At 71.4% G+C, this 19,186-nt stretch carries 16 protein-coding genes; 7 read left to right on the top strand and 9 right to left on the bottom strand.

Translation table 11 applies throughout. The annotated features are described in order from the left end of the window. The first annotated feature begins 48 nt into the window (after positions 1–48). Positions 49–948 (top strand): aminotransferase class IV, encoded by a 900-nt coding sequence (locus Asi02nite_RS29115; protein WP_203717189.1) that lies wholly within the window; start codon positions 49–51, stop codon positions 946–948. Here the strand turns inward: Asi02nite_RS29115 and Asi02nite_RS29110 are convergent. The 3 genes from Asi02nite_RS29110 to Asi02nite_RS29100 are packed head-to-tail and all read right to left on the bottom strand — an operon-like array spanning position 945 to position 3,424. Then, positions 945–1,637 carry a sulfotransferase-like domain-containing protein gene (locus Asi02nite_RS29110; RefSeq protein ID WP_239127202.1) on the bottom strand — a complete coding sequence of 231 codons (693 nt, stop codon included), beginning with the start codon at positions 1,635–1,637 and terminating at the stop codon, positions 945–947. The genes Asi02nite_RS29115 and Asi02nite_RS29110 overlap by 4 nt on opposite strands. Next, positions 1,634–2,347, bottom strand: coding sequence for a YqeB family protein (locus tag Asi02nite_RS29105; RefSeq protein ID WP_203717188.1), 714 nt, complete (start codon positions 2,345–2,347; stop codon positions 1,634–1,636). Before Asi02nite_RS29105 ends, Asi02nite_RS29110 begins: the two co-directional genes overlap by 4 nt. A 45-nt stretch (positions 2,348–2,392) precedes the next feature. Further along, positions 2,393–3,424, bottom strand: coding sequence for an LLM class flavin-dependent oxidoreductase (locus tag Asi02nite_RS29100; protein ID WP_203717187.1), 1,032 nt, complete (start codon positions 3,422–3,424; stop codon positions 2,393–2,395). Positions 3,425–3,526: 102 nt separating this feature from the next. Here Asi02nite_RS29100 and Asi02nite_RS29095 point away from each other — a divergent pair, with 102 nt between their 5' ends. Next, positions 3,527–4,363, top strand: a complete 837-nt coding sequence (locus Asi02nite_RS29095; protein WP_203717186.1) for a helix-turn-helix transcriptional regulator — start codon at positions 3,527–3,529, stop codon at positions 4,361–4,363. 301 nt (positions 4,364–4,664) lie between these two features. On the opposite strand, the gene Asi02nite_RS29090 is transcribed toward Asi02nite_RS29095, so the two are convergent. Further along, positions 4,665–6,704: an MMPL family transporter gene (locus Asi02nite_RS29090; protein ID WP_203717185.1), complete on the bottom strand. Its 2,040-nt coding sequence runs from the start codon at positions 6,702–6,704 to the stop codon at positions 4,665–4,667. A 64-nt stretch (positions 6,705–6,768) separates the two neighbouring features. On the opposite strand from Asi02nite_RS29090, the gene Asi02nite_RS29085 reads away from it, so the two are divergent. Next, positions 6,769–7,209 carry a MarR family winged helix-turn-helix transcriptional regulator gene (locus Asi02nite_RS29085; RefSeq protein WP_203717184.1) on the top strand — a complete coding sequence of 147 codons (441 nt, stop codon included), beginning with the start codon at positions 6,769–6,771 and terminating at the stop codon, positions 7,207–7,209. 6 nt (positions 7,210–7,215) lie between these two features. On the opposite strand, the gene Asi02nite_RS29080 is transcribed toward Asi02nite_RS29085, so the two are convergent. Continuing rightward, positions 7,216–8,007 (bottom strand): alpha/beta hydrolase, encoded by a 792-nt coding sequence (locus Asi02nite_RS29080; RefSeq protein ID WP_203717183.1) that lies wholly within the window; start codon positions 8,005–8,007, stop codon positions 7,216–7,218. A 623-nt stretch (positions 8,008–8,630) separates the two neighbouring features. Continuing rightward, positions 8,631–9,053 carry a MarR family winged helix-turn-helix transcriptional regulator gene (locus Asi02nite_RS29075; protein ID WP_373312345.1) on the bottom strand — a complete coding sequence of 141 codons (423 nt, stop codon included), beginning with the start codon at positions 9,051–9,053 and terminating at the stop codon, positions 8,631–8,633. Positions 9,054–9,138: 85 nt separating this feature from the next. Here Asi02nite_RS29075 and Asi02nite_RS29070 point away from each other — a divergent pair, with 85 nt between their 5' ends. Together Asi02nite_RS29070 and Asi02nite_RS29065 are read left to right on the top strand one after the other, a co-directional pair. Beyond that, on the top strand, positions 9,139–10,911 hold the full coding sequence (locus tag Asi02nite_RS29070; protein ID WP_275410402.1) for an ABC transporter ATP-binding protein: 1,773 nt from the start codon (positions 9,139–9,141) through the stop codon (positions 10,909–10,911). 54 nt (positions 10,912–10,965) lie between these two features. Then, complete coding sequence (locus tag Asi02nite_RS29065; protein ID WP_203717181.1) at positions 10,966–11,283, top strand: hypothetical protein; 318 nt, start codon at positions 10,966–10,968, stop codon at positions 11,281–11,283. Position 11,284: 1 nt separating this feature from the next. Here Asi02nite_RS29065 and Asi02nite_RS29060 read toward each other — a convergent pair whose 3' ends face one another. The 3 genes from Asi02nite_RS29060 to dinB all read right to left on the bottom strand — a co-directional run bounded on the left by Asi02nite_RS29060 (position 11,285) and on the right by dinB (position 14,719). Then, positions 11,285–12,247 (bottom strand): dihydrodipicolinate synthase family protein, encoded by a 963-nt coding sequence (locus tag Asi02nite_RS29060; protein WP_203717180.1) that lies wholly within the window; start codon positions 12,245–12,247, stop codon positions 11,285–11,287. A gap of 5 nt (positions 12,248–12,252) precedes the next feature. Then, entirely contained in the window at positions 12,253–13,368 is a 1,116-nt protein-coding gene (locus tag Asi02nite_RS29055; RefSeq protein ID WP_203717179.1) for an isocitrate lyase/phosphoenolpyruvate mutase family protein, read from the bottom strand. Positions 13,369–13,528: 160 nt separating this feature from the next. Beyond that, the gene (gene dinB / locus Asi02nite_RS29050) at positions 13,529–14,719 is read right to left on the bottom strand and encodes a DNA polymerase IV (RefSeq protein WP_203717178.1); all 1,191 of its coding nucleotides are present in this window, start codon (positions 14,717–14,719) and stop codon (positions 13,529–13,531) included. Between the two features lie 256 nt (positions 14,720–14,975). Between dinB and Asi02nite_RS29045 the strand changes: the two genes are divergently transcribed. Together Asi02nite_RS29045 and Asi02nite_RS41880 are read left to right on the top strand one after the other, a co-directional pair. After that, positions 14,976–17,771, top strand: a complete 2,796-nt coding sequence (locus Asi02nite_RS29045; RefSeq protein ID WP_203717177.1) for an alpha-amylase family glycosyl hydrolase — start codon at positions 14,976–14,978, stop codon at positions 17,769–17,771. A 325-nt stretch (positions 17,772–18,096) separates the two neighbouring features. After that, complete coding sequence (locus Asi02nite_RS41880) at positions 18,097–18,993, top strand: AraC family transcriptional regulator (RefSeq protein WP_275410401.1); 897 nt, start codon at positions 18,097–18,099, stop codon at positions 18,991–18,993. Positions 18,994–19,186 lie beyond the last annotated feature (193 nt).

The raw sequence follows: 19,186 nt of genomic DNA, 5'->3' as shown, positions 1-19,186 counted from the left end.
GGCGGCCCTGCGCGCTAGTCGTGTGGATGGCCGTGATCTGCTGGGTGGATGCTGCAGAGGTTCGACCCGAGGAACGCCGACATCAGCTATTGGGTCAACGGGGTGCTCAGGCATCGGGACGAGCCCGGGCTGTCGCCGTTCGACTCCGTCGTGCAGGGCGGCGACGCGGTCTGGGAAGGGCTGCGGCTCTACGACGGACGGATCTACGCACTCCACGAGCACCTGGACCGGCTCCGCAGATCAGCCATCGCCCTGAATTTTGCCGATATTCCGTCCGATTCGGACATTGCCGCCGCCGTCACGGCCACGCTCAGGGCCAACGACATGCGCGACGGCGTACACGTCCGTCTCACCCTGACCCGCGGCGTCAAGGTCACCAGCGGCATGGACCCCCGCCTCAACACCGCCGGCAGCACCTTGATCGTGCTGGCCGAGCACAAGCCCCCGGTGTACGACACGACGGGCCTGACGCTCGTCACCGCCAGCGTCCGCCGCCCCGGCGCCGACGTGCTCGACCCGAAGATCCATCACGCCAACCTCCTCAACTCGATCCTCGCCAAGATCGAGGCCAACGTGGCCGGCGCCGACGACGCGCTCATGCTCGACCCGCGCGGCTTCGTCGCGGAGACCAACGCCACCCACCTGTTCGCGGTGGTCGACGGCGCGCTGGTCACCCCGCGTACCGTCGCCTGCCCGGAAGGGATCACCCGCGACACCGTCCTGCGGCTCGCGCCCGACGCCGGCGTCCCGGCCACGGCCCGCGACGTCTCGCTCGTCGAGATGTACACGGCCGACGAGGTCTTCTGCACCGGCACCATGGGCGAGCTGGCCGCGGTCACCACGATCGACGGCCGCACGATCGGGTCGGGAGAGGTCGGCCCGATCACGGCGAAGCTGTCCGCGATCTACCAGGAGTACGCGCGCACGCACGGCACCCCGGTGCTCTAGAGCCGGTGGGCGGCCAGCTCCTCGTAGTAGGGCCGCGCCGCCTCCACCAGGTCCAGCAGGTGGTCCGGCACGGCGGCGGGCTCGTCGCGATAGGGCGCGAACCCGGTCGACTGCTCGACGGCGCCGTACCAGTGCGGCGCCCACACCCCGTCGGTCGACCTCGGCCCGGCCGGCCAGCGGAGCATCGCCTCCTCGAACGGGATGCCCAGCTCCGCGCAGAGCTTGCGCAGCTGCCCGGCGGGGTCGCGGAGCAACGAGGCCGAGTCGAGCACCGGCCCGCCGTGGGCGCGGAAGATCTCGACCTGCTGCGGGTAGCCCAGGTCCTCGAGCGTGGGCGCGCCCCGGACCTTGGCGTACGAGGTGACCACGTGCGCCGGGTCGCGGATCAGGTAGGCGTTGACCACCTCGCCCAGCCACGCGCGACCGACCTCGGGCAGCAGGTGGTGCGCCATGTGCTTCTCGTACTGGACCGGCCGCGACGACCTCCGCAACCCCGCCACCGCCGACGCCCAGTGGGTGGGCTGGCTCGCCAGCACGTCGCAACGCCCGGGATGGTCGAGCCCGGTCACCGCAAGATAGAACGCGTAGAGCGGCTCGTCGACGACCCCGCAGTCGGACCGCGCGCCGAAGCTGCGCATCAGCGCGGTCGAGACGTTGCGCGGCCCCGACCACATGGCGATCCGGATCACGCCAGCTCCCGGCGGTCGCGCCGCCAGTACTGCTTCTTCTTCTCGTCGCGCACCACGACGCCGAGCTTGAGCAGCTGCTCGCGCAGCTCGGCGGCCTCCTCACCGCGACCCTTCTCGATCGCCGTCGCCCGGTCGATCAGCAGGCCGTGGGCGACGCCGGGCAGGTCGTCGTCGAGCCGCGTCCACATCCGGAACTCGTCGCGGTGCGGGTCGCCGGCGGCCAGCCACGGGTAGCCCTTGGCGGTGAACGCGGCCTCGACGTCCTTCTTGGACAGATCGGTCTTCTCGCGGGCCAGCTCGCGCGACTCGCGGCCGAGCACCACGAGCTCCTTGCGGTCGAAGAAGACGCCGGTGATGTCGCCCCGGGACATCCGGCGTTCCTTGGCCTTGTTGCCACCCCGCGTCAGCGTGACCTCGCCCGAGCCGACCCGGACCACCAGCATGTCGGCGATCGCCAGGAACGTGACCACCAGGCCGAGCAGGAAGCCGGCGCCGAGCGCGACCAGCGCCGCCTGCGGGTCGGGGGCCTCGTCGATCGCCCGGAAGACGCCCTTCATCGGCGCCACCGGCAGGCCGGCCACCCAGCCCGCGATCCACTGGACGACCCAGCCGAGCCCGGCACCCAGCACCGGGAACAGCACCCAGTAGAGGACCCGGGCCGCCGGGTCGTCGACGACGGTCTCGTCGAAGGACGACTCGTTGGCGGTCACGCCACGGATTGTGCCCGACGACCCGAGAACGCGCCGCCCCGCCGGTCACTCCCCGAGCAGCTCCCGGACCATCGGCGCGACCTTCGTCCCGTACAGCTCGATGTTGCGCATCACCGCGTCGTGCGGCACGCCCGCCAGGCCGTACTTGAGGTCGAAGCGGACCGCGCCCAGGGTCTTCATCGACGCCGCGATCTTGCGCGCCACCGTCTCCGGGCTGCCCACGTGCCACGCGCCCGTGGCGATCTCGTGCCGGAGCTGGTCGGCCGTCGGCGCACGCCAGCCGCGCTGCCGGCCGACCCGGGTCAGCACCTCGAGGTAGTGCGGGACGAGCTGCGCGTACGCCTCCTCGTCGGTGTCCGCGATGTGCCCCGGCGAGTGGATGCCGATCGACTTGGCCGGCTTGTCGAGCCGCCGCTCCGCCTCGCGGAACAGGTCGGCGAACGGCTTGAAGCGCTCGATCGGCCCGCCGATGATGGCCAGCATCAACGACAGGTTGTACGTGGCCGTCCGGATCACCGATTTCGGGCTGCCGCCGACGCCGATCCAGGTCGGGATCGGCCCACCTTCGGTGTGCGGCACGACGTCGGCGTCGACGAGCGCGGGGCGCAGCCGGCCCGACCAGGTGACCGGCTTCTCCTCGAGGAGGCGGGCGAACAGGTCGACCTTCTCCTCGAACAGCTCCTCGTAGTCCGCCAGGTCGTACCCGAAAAGCGGGAAGGACTCGGTGCTCGAACCGCGGCCCAGGATCACCTCGGCGCGGCCGCGGGAGAGCGCGTGCAGGGTCGCGTACCGCTGGTAGACCCGCACCGGGTCGTCGGAGCTGAGCACGGTCACCGCCGAGCCGACCCGGATCCGGCTGGTGCTCGCGGCGATGGCGGCCATGACGAGGTCGGGCGCGGAGAGCGGCATGTCGAAGGTGTGGTGCTCGCCGATGCCGAAGAAGTCGAGGCCCACCTTGTCGGCGAGCACGGCGTGCTCCACCAGGCCGCGGATGGTTTCGGCGTGGCTGACCGGTTTGCCGTCGTTGTCGGAGAGGACGTCGCCGAAGGTGTCGAGGCCCAACGAATATTTGCTCACGGGACGAGGTTGCACCGGGGTAGCGGCGGCGACCACGCCCTGCGCTGGGTACCCACGGCAGGGGACGGCAGCGCCCCGGTCCGCGAAGGGATGATCGGCACCATGAGCAGCGAACTCGGCGACTTCCTGAGGTCCCGCAGGGCGGCCCTGACGCCGGCTTCGACCGGAATCCGGACATTTGGTACGGCGCGCCGCGTGCCCGGCCTGCGCCGCGAGGAGGTGGCCCAGCTCGCGGGCGTGAGTGTGAACTACTACACGCGGATCGAGCAGGGCGAGAGCCATCAGATGTCCGACTCGGTGCTGGACGCGATCGCGGCCGCGCTGCGCCTCGACGAGGCCGAGCGGCTGCACCTGGTGCGGCTGGCCCGCCCGGCCGCCGTACCGCGCCGGGCCCTTGGCCCGGAGACCGTCCGCGACTCGGTGCTCGCGGTGGCCGACAGCACCGTCGACCAGGCGGTGATCGTCGTGGGCCGGCGCTCCGACCTGCTGGGCGGCAACAGGCTCGGGTTCGCGCTGCTGGGCCTGGACCCGGACGAGCGCCCGAACATGGCCCGCCGGATGTTCCTCGAACCGGCCATGCGCGACCTGATCGTCGACTGGGAGCGGGAGGCCCACAACACGGTGGCGTACCTGCGCAACGCCTCCAGCGACGCACCCGAGGACCCGCTGCTGGCGGAGCTGGTCGGCGACCTGAGCATCCGCAGCGCGGAGTTCGCCCGGATCTGGGCCATGCACCCGGTGGCGGAGTGCCTGCACGGCGTGCGGGAGTGGGACCACCCGCTGGTCGGCCGCCTGATCCTCAACGAGGAGAGCCTGCGCCTGCCCGACGACCCGGGCCAACGCATCATCTTCAACGGCGCCGCGGCCGGGTCGCCCTCCGCGGAACGCCTGCGCCTGCTGGCCTCCCTCGTCACGTCGGCGGACCTGGACGAGGTCTAGTACGGTCGTCCGCTGTGGACGGTCCGGAGGAGGTCGCCCGGGTCCTGGCCGCGGCGGGCGGTCCGGATTTTCGCGAAGCGCGGCGCTGACGCGGATCGCCGGGAACCCACGCCGCAAGCCGTGGGAACGCGACAAGGCCGCGGGTGCGATCGCGAAGATCAATAGAACAGGCGCATGACTCGGGTCCGCGGTGGTCCGGACCGTTCCTCCCGCGAGGGACCGCTCCGCTGCCACCTCCGTCGTGGGCGCGGCGGCGCCTAAGCCCGGCGGGCGGTTGACAAGGCAGGCGCCCCACGCGTTCTCAGGATCGGGAGGGCCACCACCAGTTGACACGGCCGAAGGCGGCGACGAGGGCCGGCGTGAGGACGCCGCGGACGATGGTCGCGTCCAGGGCGATGCCCAGTGCCAGCGTCGTCGCGAAGATTTTGACGTCGACCACCGGGACCGTCGAGAGGGCGATGAAGGCCAGCACCAGGATCAGGGCGGCCGAGGTGACCAGCCGGCCCGTGTACGCGATGCCGTGGATGGTCGCCTCGTCCGTCGACAGGCCCGCGTCGTGGCCCTCGCGGATCCGGGACAGGATGAAGACCTCGTAGTCCATCGACAGTCCGAAGAGGAACGAGAACGCCGCGATCGGGACCCACACCGTGATCGAGCCGCTGGACTCCGTGCCGAACAGCGCCTCGCTGCCGCGGCCGTCCTGCCAGATCAACACCGTCAGGCCGTACGCGGCGGCGATCGAGACGACGTTGAGCAGCAATGCCTTGATCGGCAGCCAGATCGACCGCAGGGCGCGGGCCAGCAGGGCGAACGTGACCACGACGACCAGGGCGAGCACCCACCAGCTGTCGCCGTAGATGGCCTCGACCGCGTCGGCGTCCTGCGCCGCCGTACCGCCGACCTCGCCCTTGTCGGCCCGCACGATGCTCTCCACGGTGTCCGCGCCCTGCGGGGTGGCCGGGTCCGTGTCCAGCAGGATCGGCAGCAGCGTCCCGTCACCGGCCGTCCAGCCCGGGCCGGTCGGGGTGACCACGGCCTTTACGCCGTCGATCTGGTCGAGCTGCGCGGCGCCCGCCGGGTCGGTGCTGACGAGCTCGACGGGCCGGAGCACGCTCGCCAGGCCGGCGTCCGCCAGGTTGCGGTAGCCGACCGCCGCCGGGCTGTCGCCGCCGGCGATCGCGGCCAGCTCCGGCGACCCGAGCCGGATGCCGAAGACCGGCAGGGCGAGCAGGACCAGCGCCGCGGTGGCGAGCGCGGCGGACACCCAACGGTGGCGGACGACGAGGCGGCCGATCCGCAGCCAGGCGCGGCTCTCGGTCTTCGGCACGCGGCGGCGGGGCCACTCCAGGCGCGTCCCGGCCGAGACCAGCAGGGCGGGCAGCAGCGTCACCGCGACGAGCACGCTGACGAGCGGGATGAGCAGGCCGCCGAGGCCGACGCTGCGCAGGAACGGCAGCGGAAGCACGATCAGGGCCAGCAGCGAGATGGCGACCGTGACGCCGCTGAACACGACGGCGCGGCCGGCGGTGGCCATCGCCGTGCGTACCGCCTGCTCGTTGTCGGCGCCCGCCGCGCGTTCCTCGCGCCAGCACATGATGATCAGCAGGGCGTAGTCGATGGCGACGCCGAGGCCGATGAGCCCGACCAGGTACTGGACGATGAACGACACGTCCAGGCCCGCCGTCAGGGCCAGCACCAGCAGGAACGTGGTGGTGATGGCGACGGCGGCGAGCAGCAGGGGTACGAGGGCGAGCAGCGACCCGAACGCGAGGGCGAGCACGACCAGCGCACCGCCGGCGCCGAGGGCGATCTCGACGATGATCGGCCGGTCGGAGCCGCCGCCGCTCTCGTTGAGCGGCTCGACGCCGGTGAGCAGCAGCGGCGCGCCACCGACCGTGGCGCCGGCGAGCGCCTGGTCGAGCTGGGGGAGCGCGGCGGCGTACGGGCCGGGTCCGGGTGTGATAGGGGGGTAGACCAGCGCGAACGCGGTGCCGCCGGACATGAAGGGGGCGGGGTCGGCGACGTTGAACGGCGTGGCCGTGCGCCACCCCGGCCGCCCGAGGGCGGTGAAGGCTTCGCGCAACTCGTCGCGTACACCCGGGTCGTCGAAGGTCCTGCCCTGTGGCAGGGTGACCGTCACGACCAGCGGGTCGACGTCGCCGCCACCGCCGAAGGTCTCCCTGATCTGCTGGTTGGCCTCGTAGGCGGGCTGCCCCGGGAAGCTGAAGTCATAGCTGAGCCGGTCGATCGCCCGCGGCGCGAGGGCACCGCCGAGCACGGCGAGCACCAGCCAGCCGAGCATGACGAGCCGCCGGTGCCGCAGGATCCACTCGGTCCACATCGCCGCTCCCGGGGGTCGGGGTATAAGGAGCCTTATAGGTAGCCGAGATCATAGGCTACGAAACATGGACCCGGAATTCGACATCGCGTTGGACGAGGACGCCGTCGTGCCGTGGACCGTCGTCCGGACCAGCCACGCGCTCAGCCGGGTCTTCACCGCGGAACTCGCGCGGGTGGGGCTGAAGCCGCACCTGTTCGGAATCCTGGCGACGCTGAGCCGCAACCCGGGCATGTCGTCGGCGGAGCTGGCCCGCCAGGTGCGGGTGACACCGCAGAGCATGGGCGCCCTCCTCCGCGGCCTGGTGGCGGACGGCCTGGTCACCCACCCGGCACCCCGGCGGGGTCAGCCGCTCTCGGTCAGCCTGACCCCGGCGGGCGGCGAGCTGCTCGGCCGCGCCTGGCCGATCATCGCGGCGATGAACGAGCCGGCCGCCCTGGGCCTGACGCCGGCGGAGGCCACCCAGCTCAACGCGCTCCTCCACCGGGTCCTGACGGCCACCGGCTGAGCCCTGTCAGCCGGCGTGGGCCGCGAGGAAGGTGTCCACATCGGACTCGATGGCGCCGAGCATGTCCCAGCCGTGCAGGCTGCTGTCGTCGAGCTCCACCAGCTTCTTGTCGGTCGCCGCCACGGACGCGAGGAAGTCCTGGTCACGGTCGCCGCAGAAGGCTGAGCGGTCTTCCGTGGCGCAGGCGAACAAGACCGGGATCTTGATCGCCGGGGCGGCGTCGGCGGGTGTGGCCGGCGCGGTGGCGGCCGCTACGAAGCGGGGGTCGTGGGCGGAGAGGGACACGACGGCGTCGGCCTCGGTCTCGGAGTGCCCGGCCGCGACGAGGGCGATGGCCGCACCCCGCGACGCGCCGACGAGCTGCACGGTGGTGGCCCCCGCCCGGCGTAGCTCGGCGACCGCGGCGGTGACGTCCGTCGCGGGTTCGGGGCCGCCGCACTCACTGAGGCCGTCACAACGCTGGTCGAAGGCCAGGACGTGGTAGCCCTCACCGGCCCAACGCCGGGCGTGCGGGAACCAACCGCAGAGATCGCTGCCGAGCTGATGCACCAGCACGAGCCCCCGCGGCCCGCCACCGAACCGGGCGGCGGCGAGCTCGACGCCGTCGGACGTGGTCAGCACGACCTTGGCGACGTCGTCGGCCGGGGCGGACCCGCACCGCTCGGCGGGCTCGGGAGCTTCGTCGGCAGTGGACGGTGGACGGGGTGGAAGGTCGTCGCCACCACACGCGCTTGCGAATCCGACCGTCAGCACGGCACAACACAGCAGCCCTGCGACCCGCCTTGGGAGCGCTACCATGCGCGGCACTCTATCGTGGACAGATGCGGACGCGGTGTCCCGTCTTCGGCCGCCTCGCCCCGGCCGGTCAGCGCTGGCACGCCGCCGATTCGGGGACCAACGCCTGTCCGGAGCGGGTGTTGGCGGGAGCGACCGCTCCGCGCGTCTTGATGATGGTCGCCTTGATCCGACGGGGCAGCGACCGCCGCTGGCCCGACCGGGCCTCCCGTCAAGGGCTTGCATCCTAGGACGCCTTACGCGAAGCGGGCCCTGTCACTGGAGGCCGCAATGAGGACGGAGCCCGAGCCCGACGAGGCCGGGCAGGTGAGTCGTGGGCAAGAAGACCTGGGCTGCCGCCGACGTCACCACGATGCACTGAGGACGCGGTGACCGCGGATACCGCGAGCCGAACCGGCCGACAGTGCACTGTGCGCGGCGTGGGTGGCCCAACAGGAGACGGCGCTGAACCCCTTGCCTGGAGCGAATTTATCATCCTAGGATGCCTTGCGCGAAGTGGGCTGTGTCACTGGCGGGGGCAACGAGAACGGAGCCCGACGACTACGGCCCGCCCGGTCGGTCATCGGCGAGGTCGTGCGAGCGGGGCCCATTCGTTCGTGGGCGAGGTTGTGCGGGGATCGGCCCCGTCAGTCGTGGGCCAGGTTGTGGAGGATGCGGCCCAGGTGGTCGCGGTCCGTGGGGGAGAGCGACCCGAAGAACCGTTCCGACTCCGCCGTGCGAGCCGTGCGGATCGCCGTCGCGGTGTCGGCGCCCAGCGGGGTCAGGGCCACCAGGGTCGCGCGGCGGTCGGCGGGGTCCGGGTGGCGTTCGACCAGCGTGCGGCGTTCCAGGTCGTCGACCACCTCCGTGGTCGAGCGCGGCGCGATGTGCAGCTTCTCCGCCAGGTCGCCCAGGCGCAGCGGGCCGTGGTCGACCAGGACGTTGACCGCCCGCCACTGGGCCGGGGTCACCTCCCACGGCGCCATCGTCTGGCGGTTCAGGTGTCGTAGGCGGCGGGCCACCCCCCAGAACGCCTCGGAGAGGCTTTCGCCTTCGTCCACGTGGTCCACGCGGAATACCGTACCAACCGATCTGGTTGTAACCTCATGTTGAGGTAACCTCAGCATATTCCGAGCCCAGGAGGACCACCGGATCTTGCCTTCACGTGAGTACGGCCGCCGCGTCAGCGAGGCCGAGAAGACCCAGGCGCGCCAGGTGTCGTTGCGCCGGATCGGGCGGCTCTTCACGCCGTACCGCCGGCCCCTGGCCGTCGTGACCCTGATCATCGTGGCGTCGTCGATCATCGCGATGGCGTCGCCGTTCCTGCTTCGTGCCGTGATCGACCAGGCCCTGCCGCGACAGGACCTGCGGCTGCTCGTCTGGCTGGTCATCGGCATGATCGGCGTGGCCGCGGCCACCTCCGCCCTCGGCGTCGTGCAGACGTGGATCTCCACGGCGGTGGGGCAGAAGGTCATGCACCGGCTGCGTACGAGCGTCTTCAGCCACCTGCACCGCCAGTCCGTCGGCTTCTTCACGCGGACCCGGACCGGCGAGGTGCAGTCCCGCATCACAAACGACATCGGTGGCATGGAAGCCGTGGTAACCACGACCGCCACCTCGATCGCCTCGAACCTCACCACCACCATCGCCACGATGGCCGCGATGGTCGCCTTGTCCTGGCAACTCTCGCTCGTCTCGCTGGTCGTGCTGCCGCCGGCGATCTGGCTGACCCGCCGGGTCGCCAACATGCGGCGAGTGATCACCGAGCAGAAGCAGCGCGAGCTCGCCGATCTCAACGTCACGATCGAGGAAGGGCTGTCGGTCAGCGGCGCCCAGCTCTCCAAGACGCTCTCGACCGGCTCCGCGCTGGTCGACCGGTTCACCGCGTCGTCCCGCCGGCTGATCGACCTGGAGCTGCGGTCGGAGCTGGCCGGGCGGTGGCGGATGGCCTCGATGAGCGTCATCTTCGCCGCGATCCCGGCGCTGATCTACCTGAGCGCGGGGCTGCCGTTCACCTCCGGTGCGCTGAGCATCGGTACGCTGGTCGCCTTCACCGCGCTGCAGGCCGGGCTCTTCCGGCCGTTGATGGGGCTGCTCAACGTGGGTGTCACGCTGACGAGCTCGCTGGCGCTGTTCGGGCGCATCTTCGAGTACCTGGACCTGCCGGTCGAGGTCGACGATCCCGCCACCCCTGTGGCGCTCGACCCCGTCGCGGGGCACCTGCGGCTGGAGGACGTCACCTTCACGTACCCGGGGAGTGCCGTGCCCGCCGTTTCCGGGGTTTCTCTTGACGTGCCCGCCGGGACCTCGCTCGCGCTGGTGGGCGAGACCGGGTCCGGGAAGAGCACGCTGGCCGGTCTGATCGCGCGGCTGTACGACCCGACGGCCGGGCGCGTGACCATCGACGGCGTCGACGTGCGGTCGCTGCGGCTGGCGGACCTCGCCTCGATCGTCGGGGTGGTCAGTCAGGAAACCTATCTGCTGCATACGACGATCCGGGAGAACCTGCGGTACGCGAAGCCGGGGGCCACCGATCTCGAGCTGGAGAACGCGGCGCGGGCGGCCCAGATCCACGACGTGATCGCGGGCCTGCCCGACGGCTATGACACGGTCGTCGGGTCGCGCGGCCACCGGTTCTCGGGCGGTGAGAAACAACGGATCGCGATCGCGCGTACGTTGTTGCGGGATCCGAAGATCCTGGTTCTCGACGAGGCGACGAGTGCGCTGGACACCGAGACGGAACGGGCGGTGCAGCGGGCCTTCGACGCGCTCGCGCGGGGGCGTACGACGGTGACCATCGCGCATCGGCTCTCGACGATCCGCGACGCCGACCAGATCGTGGTGGTTGATCATGGTCGGGTCCTGGAGTCGGGCACGCACTCGTCGCTGGTGTCCTCGGCGGGGCGGTATGCGGAGCTGGCCGCCTGACGGCCTGTTTCGTTTCGGCGGCGCGTCGTAGCTGTCCGGGGTAAGACTGGATGGATGGCTAGGGAAGAGGACTTCACCACCGAGGCGGCCGAGGGCCAGCGGGACCGGCGTTTCCACGGGGGTGCGCCGCAGCGGCTCGACGACGACGAGCTCGCCCGCCGCACCGAGGAGGAGCGGGTCGAGGCGGGGACGATCGACTACGACCCCGACGACGTGCCGCCCGCCACCGACGAGCCCGTGCCGACCGACCTGAGCGACTCGGCGCTGGTCGAGGACATCGAGGGCGTCGCCGCGCGGCAGGAGGACGAGGGCGAGACCACGCCGTTGAGCGCGGACAACCCGTTTCCGCCGACGCGGTACGACGAGTCCTGAGTTACAGCGGGTCCAGGCCGGCGGCGCGGAGGTTCGCGACGGCGTCGCCGACCTCGTCGTCGCTCGGCGCGGGAATCGGTACGCGGGGCGTGCCGCCGGACTGCCCGTACGCGCGTCGTAAAGCTTTGATGAGGCCGAGCGGCGTCTTGCCCTCGCGCAGCACGGATCCGTGGGCGAACTCGCCGGACGCCATGATCCAGCCCAGTCGCTTCTGCGCGTCGTGCCACTGTCCTTTCTCGACAGAGACGAAGAACTCGTGCAGGTACGGCTGTCGCGGGGTCTGCAGGAACAGCGCGCGGCTGGAGCCCATCAGCACGTCGGGGGCGACCTCGGGGTAGAGCATCCGGGCGACGAGGAAGTACTCCTCGACGGGGCTGGTCACCATGACGTCGCGGCCGACGGCGGCGAGGGTCTCGAGGAAGACGTCGAGCCGCACGGCGCCGTCGAGGAGCAGGGCGATCTGCGGGCGGTTGGCGAGCTCGCGCAGGAGCGGCAGGCCCATCTCGTAGCCGATCTCGGACAGACTCGTGTTGTAGACGCCGAAGGGCGCCGGGACGCGGCCGAGGACGTAGTCGAAGAAGGCGAGCACGCCGCTCTGCCCGCGCGGGCCGAAGAAGGGCGGCCAGAGCATGATCATGCCGGCGCCCGCCTCGGCCGCGTGGGTGGCGAGGTCGACCGCGTCGTCGGGGGCGGTGTGGGTGGCCGAGACGGCGACGGGTACACGGCCCGCGACGGCGTCGAGGACGATCTCGGCGAGGCGCTTGCGCTCGGGGAGGGTGAGCAGCCAGAACTCCTGCCAGACGGAGCCGACGTAGAGGCCGCCGACGCCGGGGAGGCTCAGCGTGTACTCGACGTCCGCGCGTACCGCAGCCTCGTCGATCTCGCCGGTGTCGGTGTAGGGCGTGAACATCACCGGGATGTAGCCGGACAGGTTGGTCCGGGCCCAGGTCTTCGCGTCGGTCACTCGCATCACCATCTGTTTTCCAGCCAGCGGTCGACGCCGGTCAGCGCCGCCAGGTCGACGGGGTTCAGCAGCGGCATGGGTCCGGGTTCGTCGGCGAGGACGGCCGCAATCTCGTGGGTCATCCCGGTCACGGCGGACGAGATGAGCAGCTGCGACATGAGGTAGATGCCGAAGCCGATCCGCCGGGCCTCGTCGACGGGCAGGTGGCGGCCGGTCGGGGAGTGGACGACGATCCGGTTGGCGGGGACGCGTTCGAGCATGAACTGGTACGCGGACATCCGCCGCTCGCGGTCCGCCGGTGTGTCGGGGTAGTTGAGGTAGCGCGTCATCAACGGGAGGACTAGGTCGGCGCCGGCGTCCAGATAGGACTCGGCCCGGTCACGGGCGTCGGTGACCGAGTCGCGGACCGCATCGGTACGCACGATGACGGTGGTCTCGCGCCCGACTTCGTGGCGGACGGTGGCGATCTCCCGACCGATCTCGGCCATGGTCCGCAGGGGCCGGTCCTTGCCGAACCCGAGACGGTCCTCGATCACGAACCCGGCGGCACCGGCTTCGAAGGCGTCGGCAGCGCGCTCGGCGGCGGAGCGGTTGCCCTCCAGGCCGGTCTGCCCGTCGACGATCATCGCAAGACCGGCGGCGTCGACGAGCTCCCGGGTCCGGTCGAGGTACCGCTCCCAGGGGTCATCGGGCGCATGCGGCGCGGGCGCATCGGCGGCCTGGAAGCCGAAGGGTGTGAGGTAGGCGGCCTCGATCCCGGCGGCTTCGAGCACCCTCGCGCCGACGACGTCGTAGCAGCCCGGGGCGACGACCAGCTCGTTGGCGCTGAGAGCGTCACGGAGCATGGCGCGCGGCACAGGTGCGACGTCAACCCCGTCGACGGCACTGCGGTGGTCGTGGCGGTTCTGGCCGTGGCGGCTTTGGTCGTGGCCGGTCTGGTCCTGGCCGCTCTGCTCTTGGCGGCGCTGGTCATGGCCGTTCTGGTCGTGGCCGTTCTGGTCCGTGCGGGCGTGGTCGGCGCTGGTCTGGCCGTGGTCGTCCGCAGGTTGATCACGGGGGTCCTGGCCGTCGGTGCCGCGGCCAGCCGCGCTCCGCACGGTCACCAAGTCGTCACCGGGCACTTACGGAACGCTACGCCGCTGGCGCTGTGGCCCGCCATAAATGGGGCAATTTGCGACTAGTGGTGCCCGCCACGCGGGCCGCGGGCCGCGCCGGGCGCGCTGCCGGTCCGCGCTAAGCCGGTGGGGCGCCACCCTAGCGGCCTTCGGGCCTGGCCTTCTGTTAGTCCGGGAGCATGGGCATCTCCAATCCCTGGCCGTGGCCGACCAGGACGCCGCGGGTGATCGCTGCTGAGCCGAAGCGGTCGCGGACCGCGTCGACGGCGGCGTCGAGGGCGACCCCGTCCTGTTCCGCGAAGGGGAGCGCGGGCTGTACGTAGCGGTCGTCGAGGTTGCCGACCGAGATGCCGATCAGCGTGATGCCGCGCTCTTCGATCATCGGTAGTGCCGTCGCCAGGAGACGGCGCGCCGCGTCGAGGAGGGTCTGGGTGTGCGAGGTCGCGCGGGCAAGGGTGTGCGAACGGGTCGCCCGGGTGAAGTCGGTGAACCGCATGCGCAGCACCATCGTGCGGCCGGTGCGCCCGGCCGCGCGCATCCGGCGGGCGACCCGGTCGACCAGGCCGGCCAGCATGGCGTCGAGCGCGGCCGGGGTACGCGGGCCGCGACCCAGCGCGCGCTGGGCACCCATCGAGCCGCGCCGCCGGCCCGTCTGCACCGACCGCGGGTCACGATTGTGCGCCAGGGCGTCCAGATGGCGGCCCGCCCCCTGGCCCAACAGCGACACCAGCGTCGCCTCGCCGAGCCCCGCGAGCTGGCCGACCGTGAAGATCCGCCGGTCCCGGAGCTTGGCCGCGGTCACCGGGCCGACGCCCCATAGTCGCTCGACCGGTAGCGGATGCAGGAACTGCAACTCCTTCTCGGTCGGCACGACCAGGAGGCCGTCGGGCTTGGCGACACCGCTCGCGACCTTGGCCAGGAACTTGGTCCGCGCCACGCCGACCGTGATCGGCAGGCCGACCCGCTCGCGCACCTCCCGTCGTAGGCCGGCCGCGATCTCCGACGGCGGTCCCGCGATCCGCCGTAGGCCGCTCACATCCAGAAACGCCTCGTCGATCGACAACCCCTCGACCTCGGGCGTGGTCTGCCGGAACACCTCGAACACCGCTCTGCTCGCCCGCGTGTAGGCGGACATCCGAGGCTCGACCACGATCGCGTCCGGGCACAGCCGCCGCGCCGCGCGGCCGCCCATCGCCGTGCGTACCCCCGCGGCCTTTGCCTCATAGCTCGCCGCCAGCACCACGCCGCCGCCCACGATCACCGGACGGCCCCGCAGCCTGGGGTCGTCGCGCTGCTCGACCGACGCGTAGAACGCGTCGAGATCGGCGTGGAGGATGGTCCCTTCTGACACGAACATATGTTCGCATGCGCAGGTCAGGCGATGTCCAGAGAGTGCGGCGATATTGCGCTGACGAAGTTTGGACCCGTGCCGACAGGCGTCCAGATAACGATCCTGTCAAGGAGACCCCACCGTTTCCGTGCAATCGTCCTCGGCGGCTGTCTGATGCGGACGTTTGCGCCCGCGTACCCGCTGATTTGTCCATCTGATTCACCCGCTTGCAATGTCGTAGCCCTTCGGTAACGTCCCGTCCGTCGATGTCCGAGGGGGGAAGATGTCCATACCTGGATCCGTCCGGCGCGCGCTCGGCATGTTCGTCGCGTTGCTGCTCGTGGCCGCACTACCCGCCGCGCCAGCGGTGGCCGGCGGTCGCGACGACGACCTGCCGGCCCGTCACTCGCTGCGTGAGTCGGTGACCGACGAGAACTTCTACTTCGTGATGGCCGACCGGTTCGCCAACGGCGACACGGCCAACGACCAGGGTGGCCTCGGCTCCGACCCGCTGGTCTCCGGCTTCGACCCGACCCGCAAGGGCTTCTACAACGGCGGCGACCTCAAGGGCCTGCGCTCGAAGATCGACTACATCAAGGGCCTCGGCACCACCTCGATCTGGCTGACGCCGAGCTTCAAGAACAAGGCGGTCCAGCTCGAGGACGGGCCGTCGGCGGGCTACCACGGCTACTGGATCACCGATTTCACCCAGATCGACCCCCACCTCGGCACCAACGCCGACCTGCGTGCCCTGATCGACACCGCCCACGCGAAGGGCATGAAGGTCTACTTCGACATCATCACGAACCACACCGCGGACGTCATCGGGTACGAGGAGGGCGCGCGCCGCGGCTACGTCAGCAAGGACGCGGTGCCCTACCGGACGGCCTCCGGCGCGACCTTCGACGACCGTGACTTCGCCGGCCAGCCCTCCTTCCCCGCGCTCGACCCGGCGACCTCGTTCCCCTACAAGCCGGTGCTCGACCCCGCCGAGCAGCACCTCAAGGTGCCGGCCTGGCTCAACGACGTCACGCTCTACCACAACCGTGGCGACACGACGTTCGTCGGCGAGAACTCCTACTACGGCGACTTCTTCGGGCTCGACGACCTCTTCACCGAGAATCCGCGGGTCGTCCGCGGGATGATCGACATCTACAAGACCTGGATCCGCGACTTCGGCGTCGACGGCTTCCGCATCGACACGATGAAGCACGTCGACGACGCGTTCTGGCAGCAGTTCGGCCCCGAGATCCTGGAATACGCGCACCGCCAGGGCAAGCGCGAGTTCTTCATGTTCGGCGAGGTCTTCGACACGACGAAGAGCTTCACCTCGCAGTTCACCACCCGCGACCGGATGCAGTCGGTGCTCGACTTCCCGTTCCAGGAGGCGGCCCGCAACTTCGCGTCGCGTGGGCAGCCCGCGGCGGCGCTGAGCACGTTCTTCGCCGGCGACGACTGGTACACCGACGTCGACTCCAACGCCTACCAGCTGCCGACGTTCCTCGGAAACCACGACATGGGCCGCATCGGCGGCTTCGTGCGCGGTGACAACCCGGGTGCGACCGACGCCGAGTGGGTGGCCCGCGACCGGCTCGCCCACGAGCTGATGTACCTCTCGCGCGGCAACCCCGTCATCTACTACGGCGACGAGCAGGGATTCACCGGGCCGGGTGGCGACCAGGACGCGCGGCAGACGCTGTTCGCGAGCCAGGTGCCGGACTACCTCGATGACGACCTGCTGGGCACCGACGCGACACACGCGCAGGACAACTACGTCACGAGCCATCCGTTGTACGCGTCGATCAGCGGGCTTGCCTCGCTGACCGCGCGGCACCCGGCGCTGCGCGACGGCGCACAGCAGCACCGGTACGCCAGCGACGGCCCGGGCATCTACGCGTTCTCCCGCCTCGATCGGCGCGACCAGCGGGAATACGTGGTGGCGCTCAACAACAGCGAGAGCGCGCAGACGGCGGAGATCCCGACCTACGCGTCGGGGCGACAGAACTTCAAGCTGGTCTACGGCTCAGGGCCGCGGACGCTGCGGTCGGGCGGTGACGGCCGGCTGACGGTTTCGGTGCCGCCGCTGTCGGCGGTCGTCTACGAGGCGACCGGCAAGGTGGCCGGGTCGCGGACGGCCCCGTCGGTGTCCGTAGGGCAACCGGCACCGGCGCCCGGATCGCGGGGGCGCCTCCAGGTCACCGCGGACGTCAGCGGCTCGTCGTTCTACGAGGTCACCTTCTACGCCTCGGTCGGCGGCGGGCAGTGGCGCCCGGTCGGCACCGACGACAACGCGCCCTACCAGGTGTTCGACGATGTGAGCGACCTGCGGGCGGGCACTCCGGTCCGCTATCGGGCCGTGGTGCTCGACAACCGCGGCCACACCAGGGAGTCCGCCGTCCGGTCGGCGACGGTCCCGGCGCCGCTGGTCACCATCGAGGCCCCGGGCGAGGGCAGCGGGGTACGGGGGACCGTCGAGGTGCGCGCGGTCGTCGACCCGGAGCGGGCGACGAACGTGGTCGCGATCGAACGCCGCGTCGGCGGCGGTGCCTGGACCCGCGTCGGCACCGACTCGTCGTCTCCCGCCTACACGGTGTTCGACGACCTGACGCCACTGAATTTGGCGGCCAACACGCCGGTGGAATACCGGGCGGTGCTCCTACCCGGCGGCCTGGCGGGCCCAGGCGCGACGTCGGAGACACGCCGGGTCCGCGCGGCCGGTCCACCGGCGACCTCGGCCACGGTCCACTACTACCGGCCGGGCAACGACTACGGCGACCCGCCGGCGGCGGGCTGGGGCCTGCACATGTGGGGCGACGCGGTCGCGCCCGAGGTCCTCGCCCAGGTGGCCTGGGACAAGCCCTGGCCCCGCTCGCGGGTGACCGACGGCTGGGCCGACTACACGATCCCGCTGGCCGACGACACCAAACCGGTCAACTTCATCATGCACCTACCAAACGGCGACTCGATCCCCACGACCCGCGAACCGGGCGGCGACCGGTCCTTCCTACCGATCAACACACCCGAGATCTGGCTCATCCAGGGCGATCCCACGGTCTACACGAGCAAACCGGCGGTGTGAGCGACCCGCCCAGCCGGCCGCCGCGGGGCGGCGGGCCGGCTGGGTCGGCCAGGACCGCGCTACCGCGGACGCGGGGCCGGCCACCGGCAAACGCTGGGCGTGGGGCCGCCCGCCGGCGGGGTTGAGGGCCGTGCGCAGCGGTGTCGGTCCGTCGCGGGCACCGCGGCGGGCCCACCCGCGCACCAGGCGGGGACCGCTGTCGGGCGCGGGCGGCCGTCGGCGTGATGAATGCGCCGCTCGGGGGACCGCTGTCGTGCGGCGCGGGCCGTCGACGTCCTGAATGCGCCGGTCGGCGACCACGGGCTGACTCGTGGCGAACGCCACGATGCGGAATGCGGTTCGGGTTCGGGGTGCTGGACCGGGGGTGACTGTGCCGCAGGCTGTCGATGATCTGAGTGACGTGTTGGAACGGCTCCGGTGGTCGGTGGGCGCCTTCCGCAAGGAGATCCTGTCCGACGGTGAGCGTCGTCCCGTGCGGGGTGGCGGGATGCGGTTCCATTTCGTGGCGCGGGGTGCGCTCGATGTCCGGGGCGCGAGCGCGGCGCGGCTCGACTCAGGTGGCTTTCTGATGGTGCCGCGCGGCGGTGACTACGCGCTGGTGGCGCGGGGTGAGACCGTCGTGCACACCGGCGACATGGACGCGGTCTCGCCTGAGGCCGCTCAGGTCGTCGTCGCGATGCCGGACATGGTGATCGCCTGCTGCTTCGGGGCGCGCGAGCCGGTGGCCGCCGCCCTGCTCGACGGCATGGCCGGCGAGGCCGGCGCCGAGCGGCCCGGGTCCCGGTCGGTGATCGCCCAGCTCGCCAACGTGGTCGCGGCGGCTGCCATCCGGAACTGGGTCGAGTCCGGCTGCGGCAGCCTGCCGTTGCTCACCTCCCAGATCCGGGCGAGCGACGTCGCCCGCGCGCTGGAGGCCATCCACGACGCGCCCGGGTCGCCGTGGACGGTCGAGACGCTCGCCCGGGTCGCGCTGGCCTCGCGGTCGTCGTTCGCGAAGCGCTTCCGGGACGAGGTGGGCGACTCGCCGGCCCGCTACCTCGCGCGGATCCGGATGGAGCACGCCAAGCGGCTGCTGACCGATCGGACAACGGTGGGCGAGGTGGCGGTACGCCTCGGATACGGGTCCGAGGCCGCGTTCAGCAGGGCCTTCCGCCGGCACGCCGGCGTACCGCCGACCCGCTGGCGCCAGACCGACGACAGCCCCTTCCGGCCAGTCGCCTGATCCGCCGCCGGCTGCCGACCAGGCTGGTCATCGGCCGCTTTCGGTCGCATCAATGCCCGCGGGCGGATGAACGCCCGCGGCGCACGAGCTGAGTCACGAGTCACGGCGGAATCAGCGACTTTCGACACGTGCGCCCCAGCCGCCGCTGACTGCAAGCGGTCGTGTCGCGCCGGATGAGTTGTCTAGGCGGCGG

Origin of the sequence: Asanoa siamensis, from assembly GCF_016862555.1 — a bacterium.
GTDB lineage: Bacteria > Actinomycetota > Actinomycetes > Mycobacteriales > Micromonosporaceae > Asanoa > Asanoa siamensis.
This window is presented reverse-complemented; position numbering and strand designations above follow the sequence as displayed.

Bases quoted from the DNA above. Each gene is read 5' to 3' on its own strand.
- Asi02nite_RS29085 (WP_203717184.1), top strand. From the start codon at position 6,769: ATGGACCCGGAATTCGACATCGCGTTGGACGAGGACGCCGTCGTGCCG.
- Asi02nite_RS29115 (WP_203717189.1), top strand. From the start codon at position 49: ATGCTGCAGAGGTTCGACCCGAGGAACGCCGACATCAGCTATTGGGTC.
- Asi02nite_RS41880 (WP_275410401.1), top strand. From the start codon at position 18,097: ATGCGGAATGCGGTTCGGGTTCGGGGTGCTGGACCGGGGGTGACTGTG.
- Asi02nite_RS29080 (WP_203717183.1), bottom strand. From the start codon at position 8,007: ATGGTAGCGCTCCCAAGGCGGGTCGCAGGGCTGCTGTGTTGTGCCGTG.
- Asi02nite_RS29065 (WP_203717181.1), top strand. From the start codon at position 10,966: ATGGCTAGGGAAGAGGACTTCACCACCGAGGCGGCCGAGGGCCAGCGG.
- Asi02nite_RS29090 (WP_203717185.1), bottom strand. From the start codon at position 6,704: ATGTGGACCGAGTGGATCCTGCGGCACCGGCGGCTCGTCATGCTCGGC.
- dinB (WP_203717178.1), bottom strand. From the start codon at position 14,719: ATGTTCGTGTCAGAAGGGACCATCCTCCACGCCGATCTCGACGCGTTC.
- Asi02nite_RS29045 (WP_203717177.1), top strand. From the start codon at position 14,976: ATGTCCATACCTGGATCCGTCCGGCGCGCGCTCGGCATGTTCGTCGCG.
- Asi02nite_RS29095 (WP_203717186.1), top strand. From the start codon at position 3,527: ATGAGCAGCGAACTCGGCGACTTCCTGAGGTCCCGCAGGGCGGCCCTG.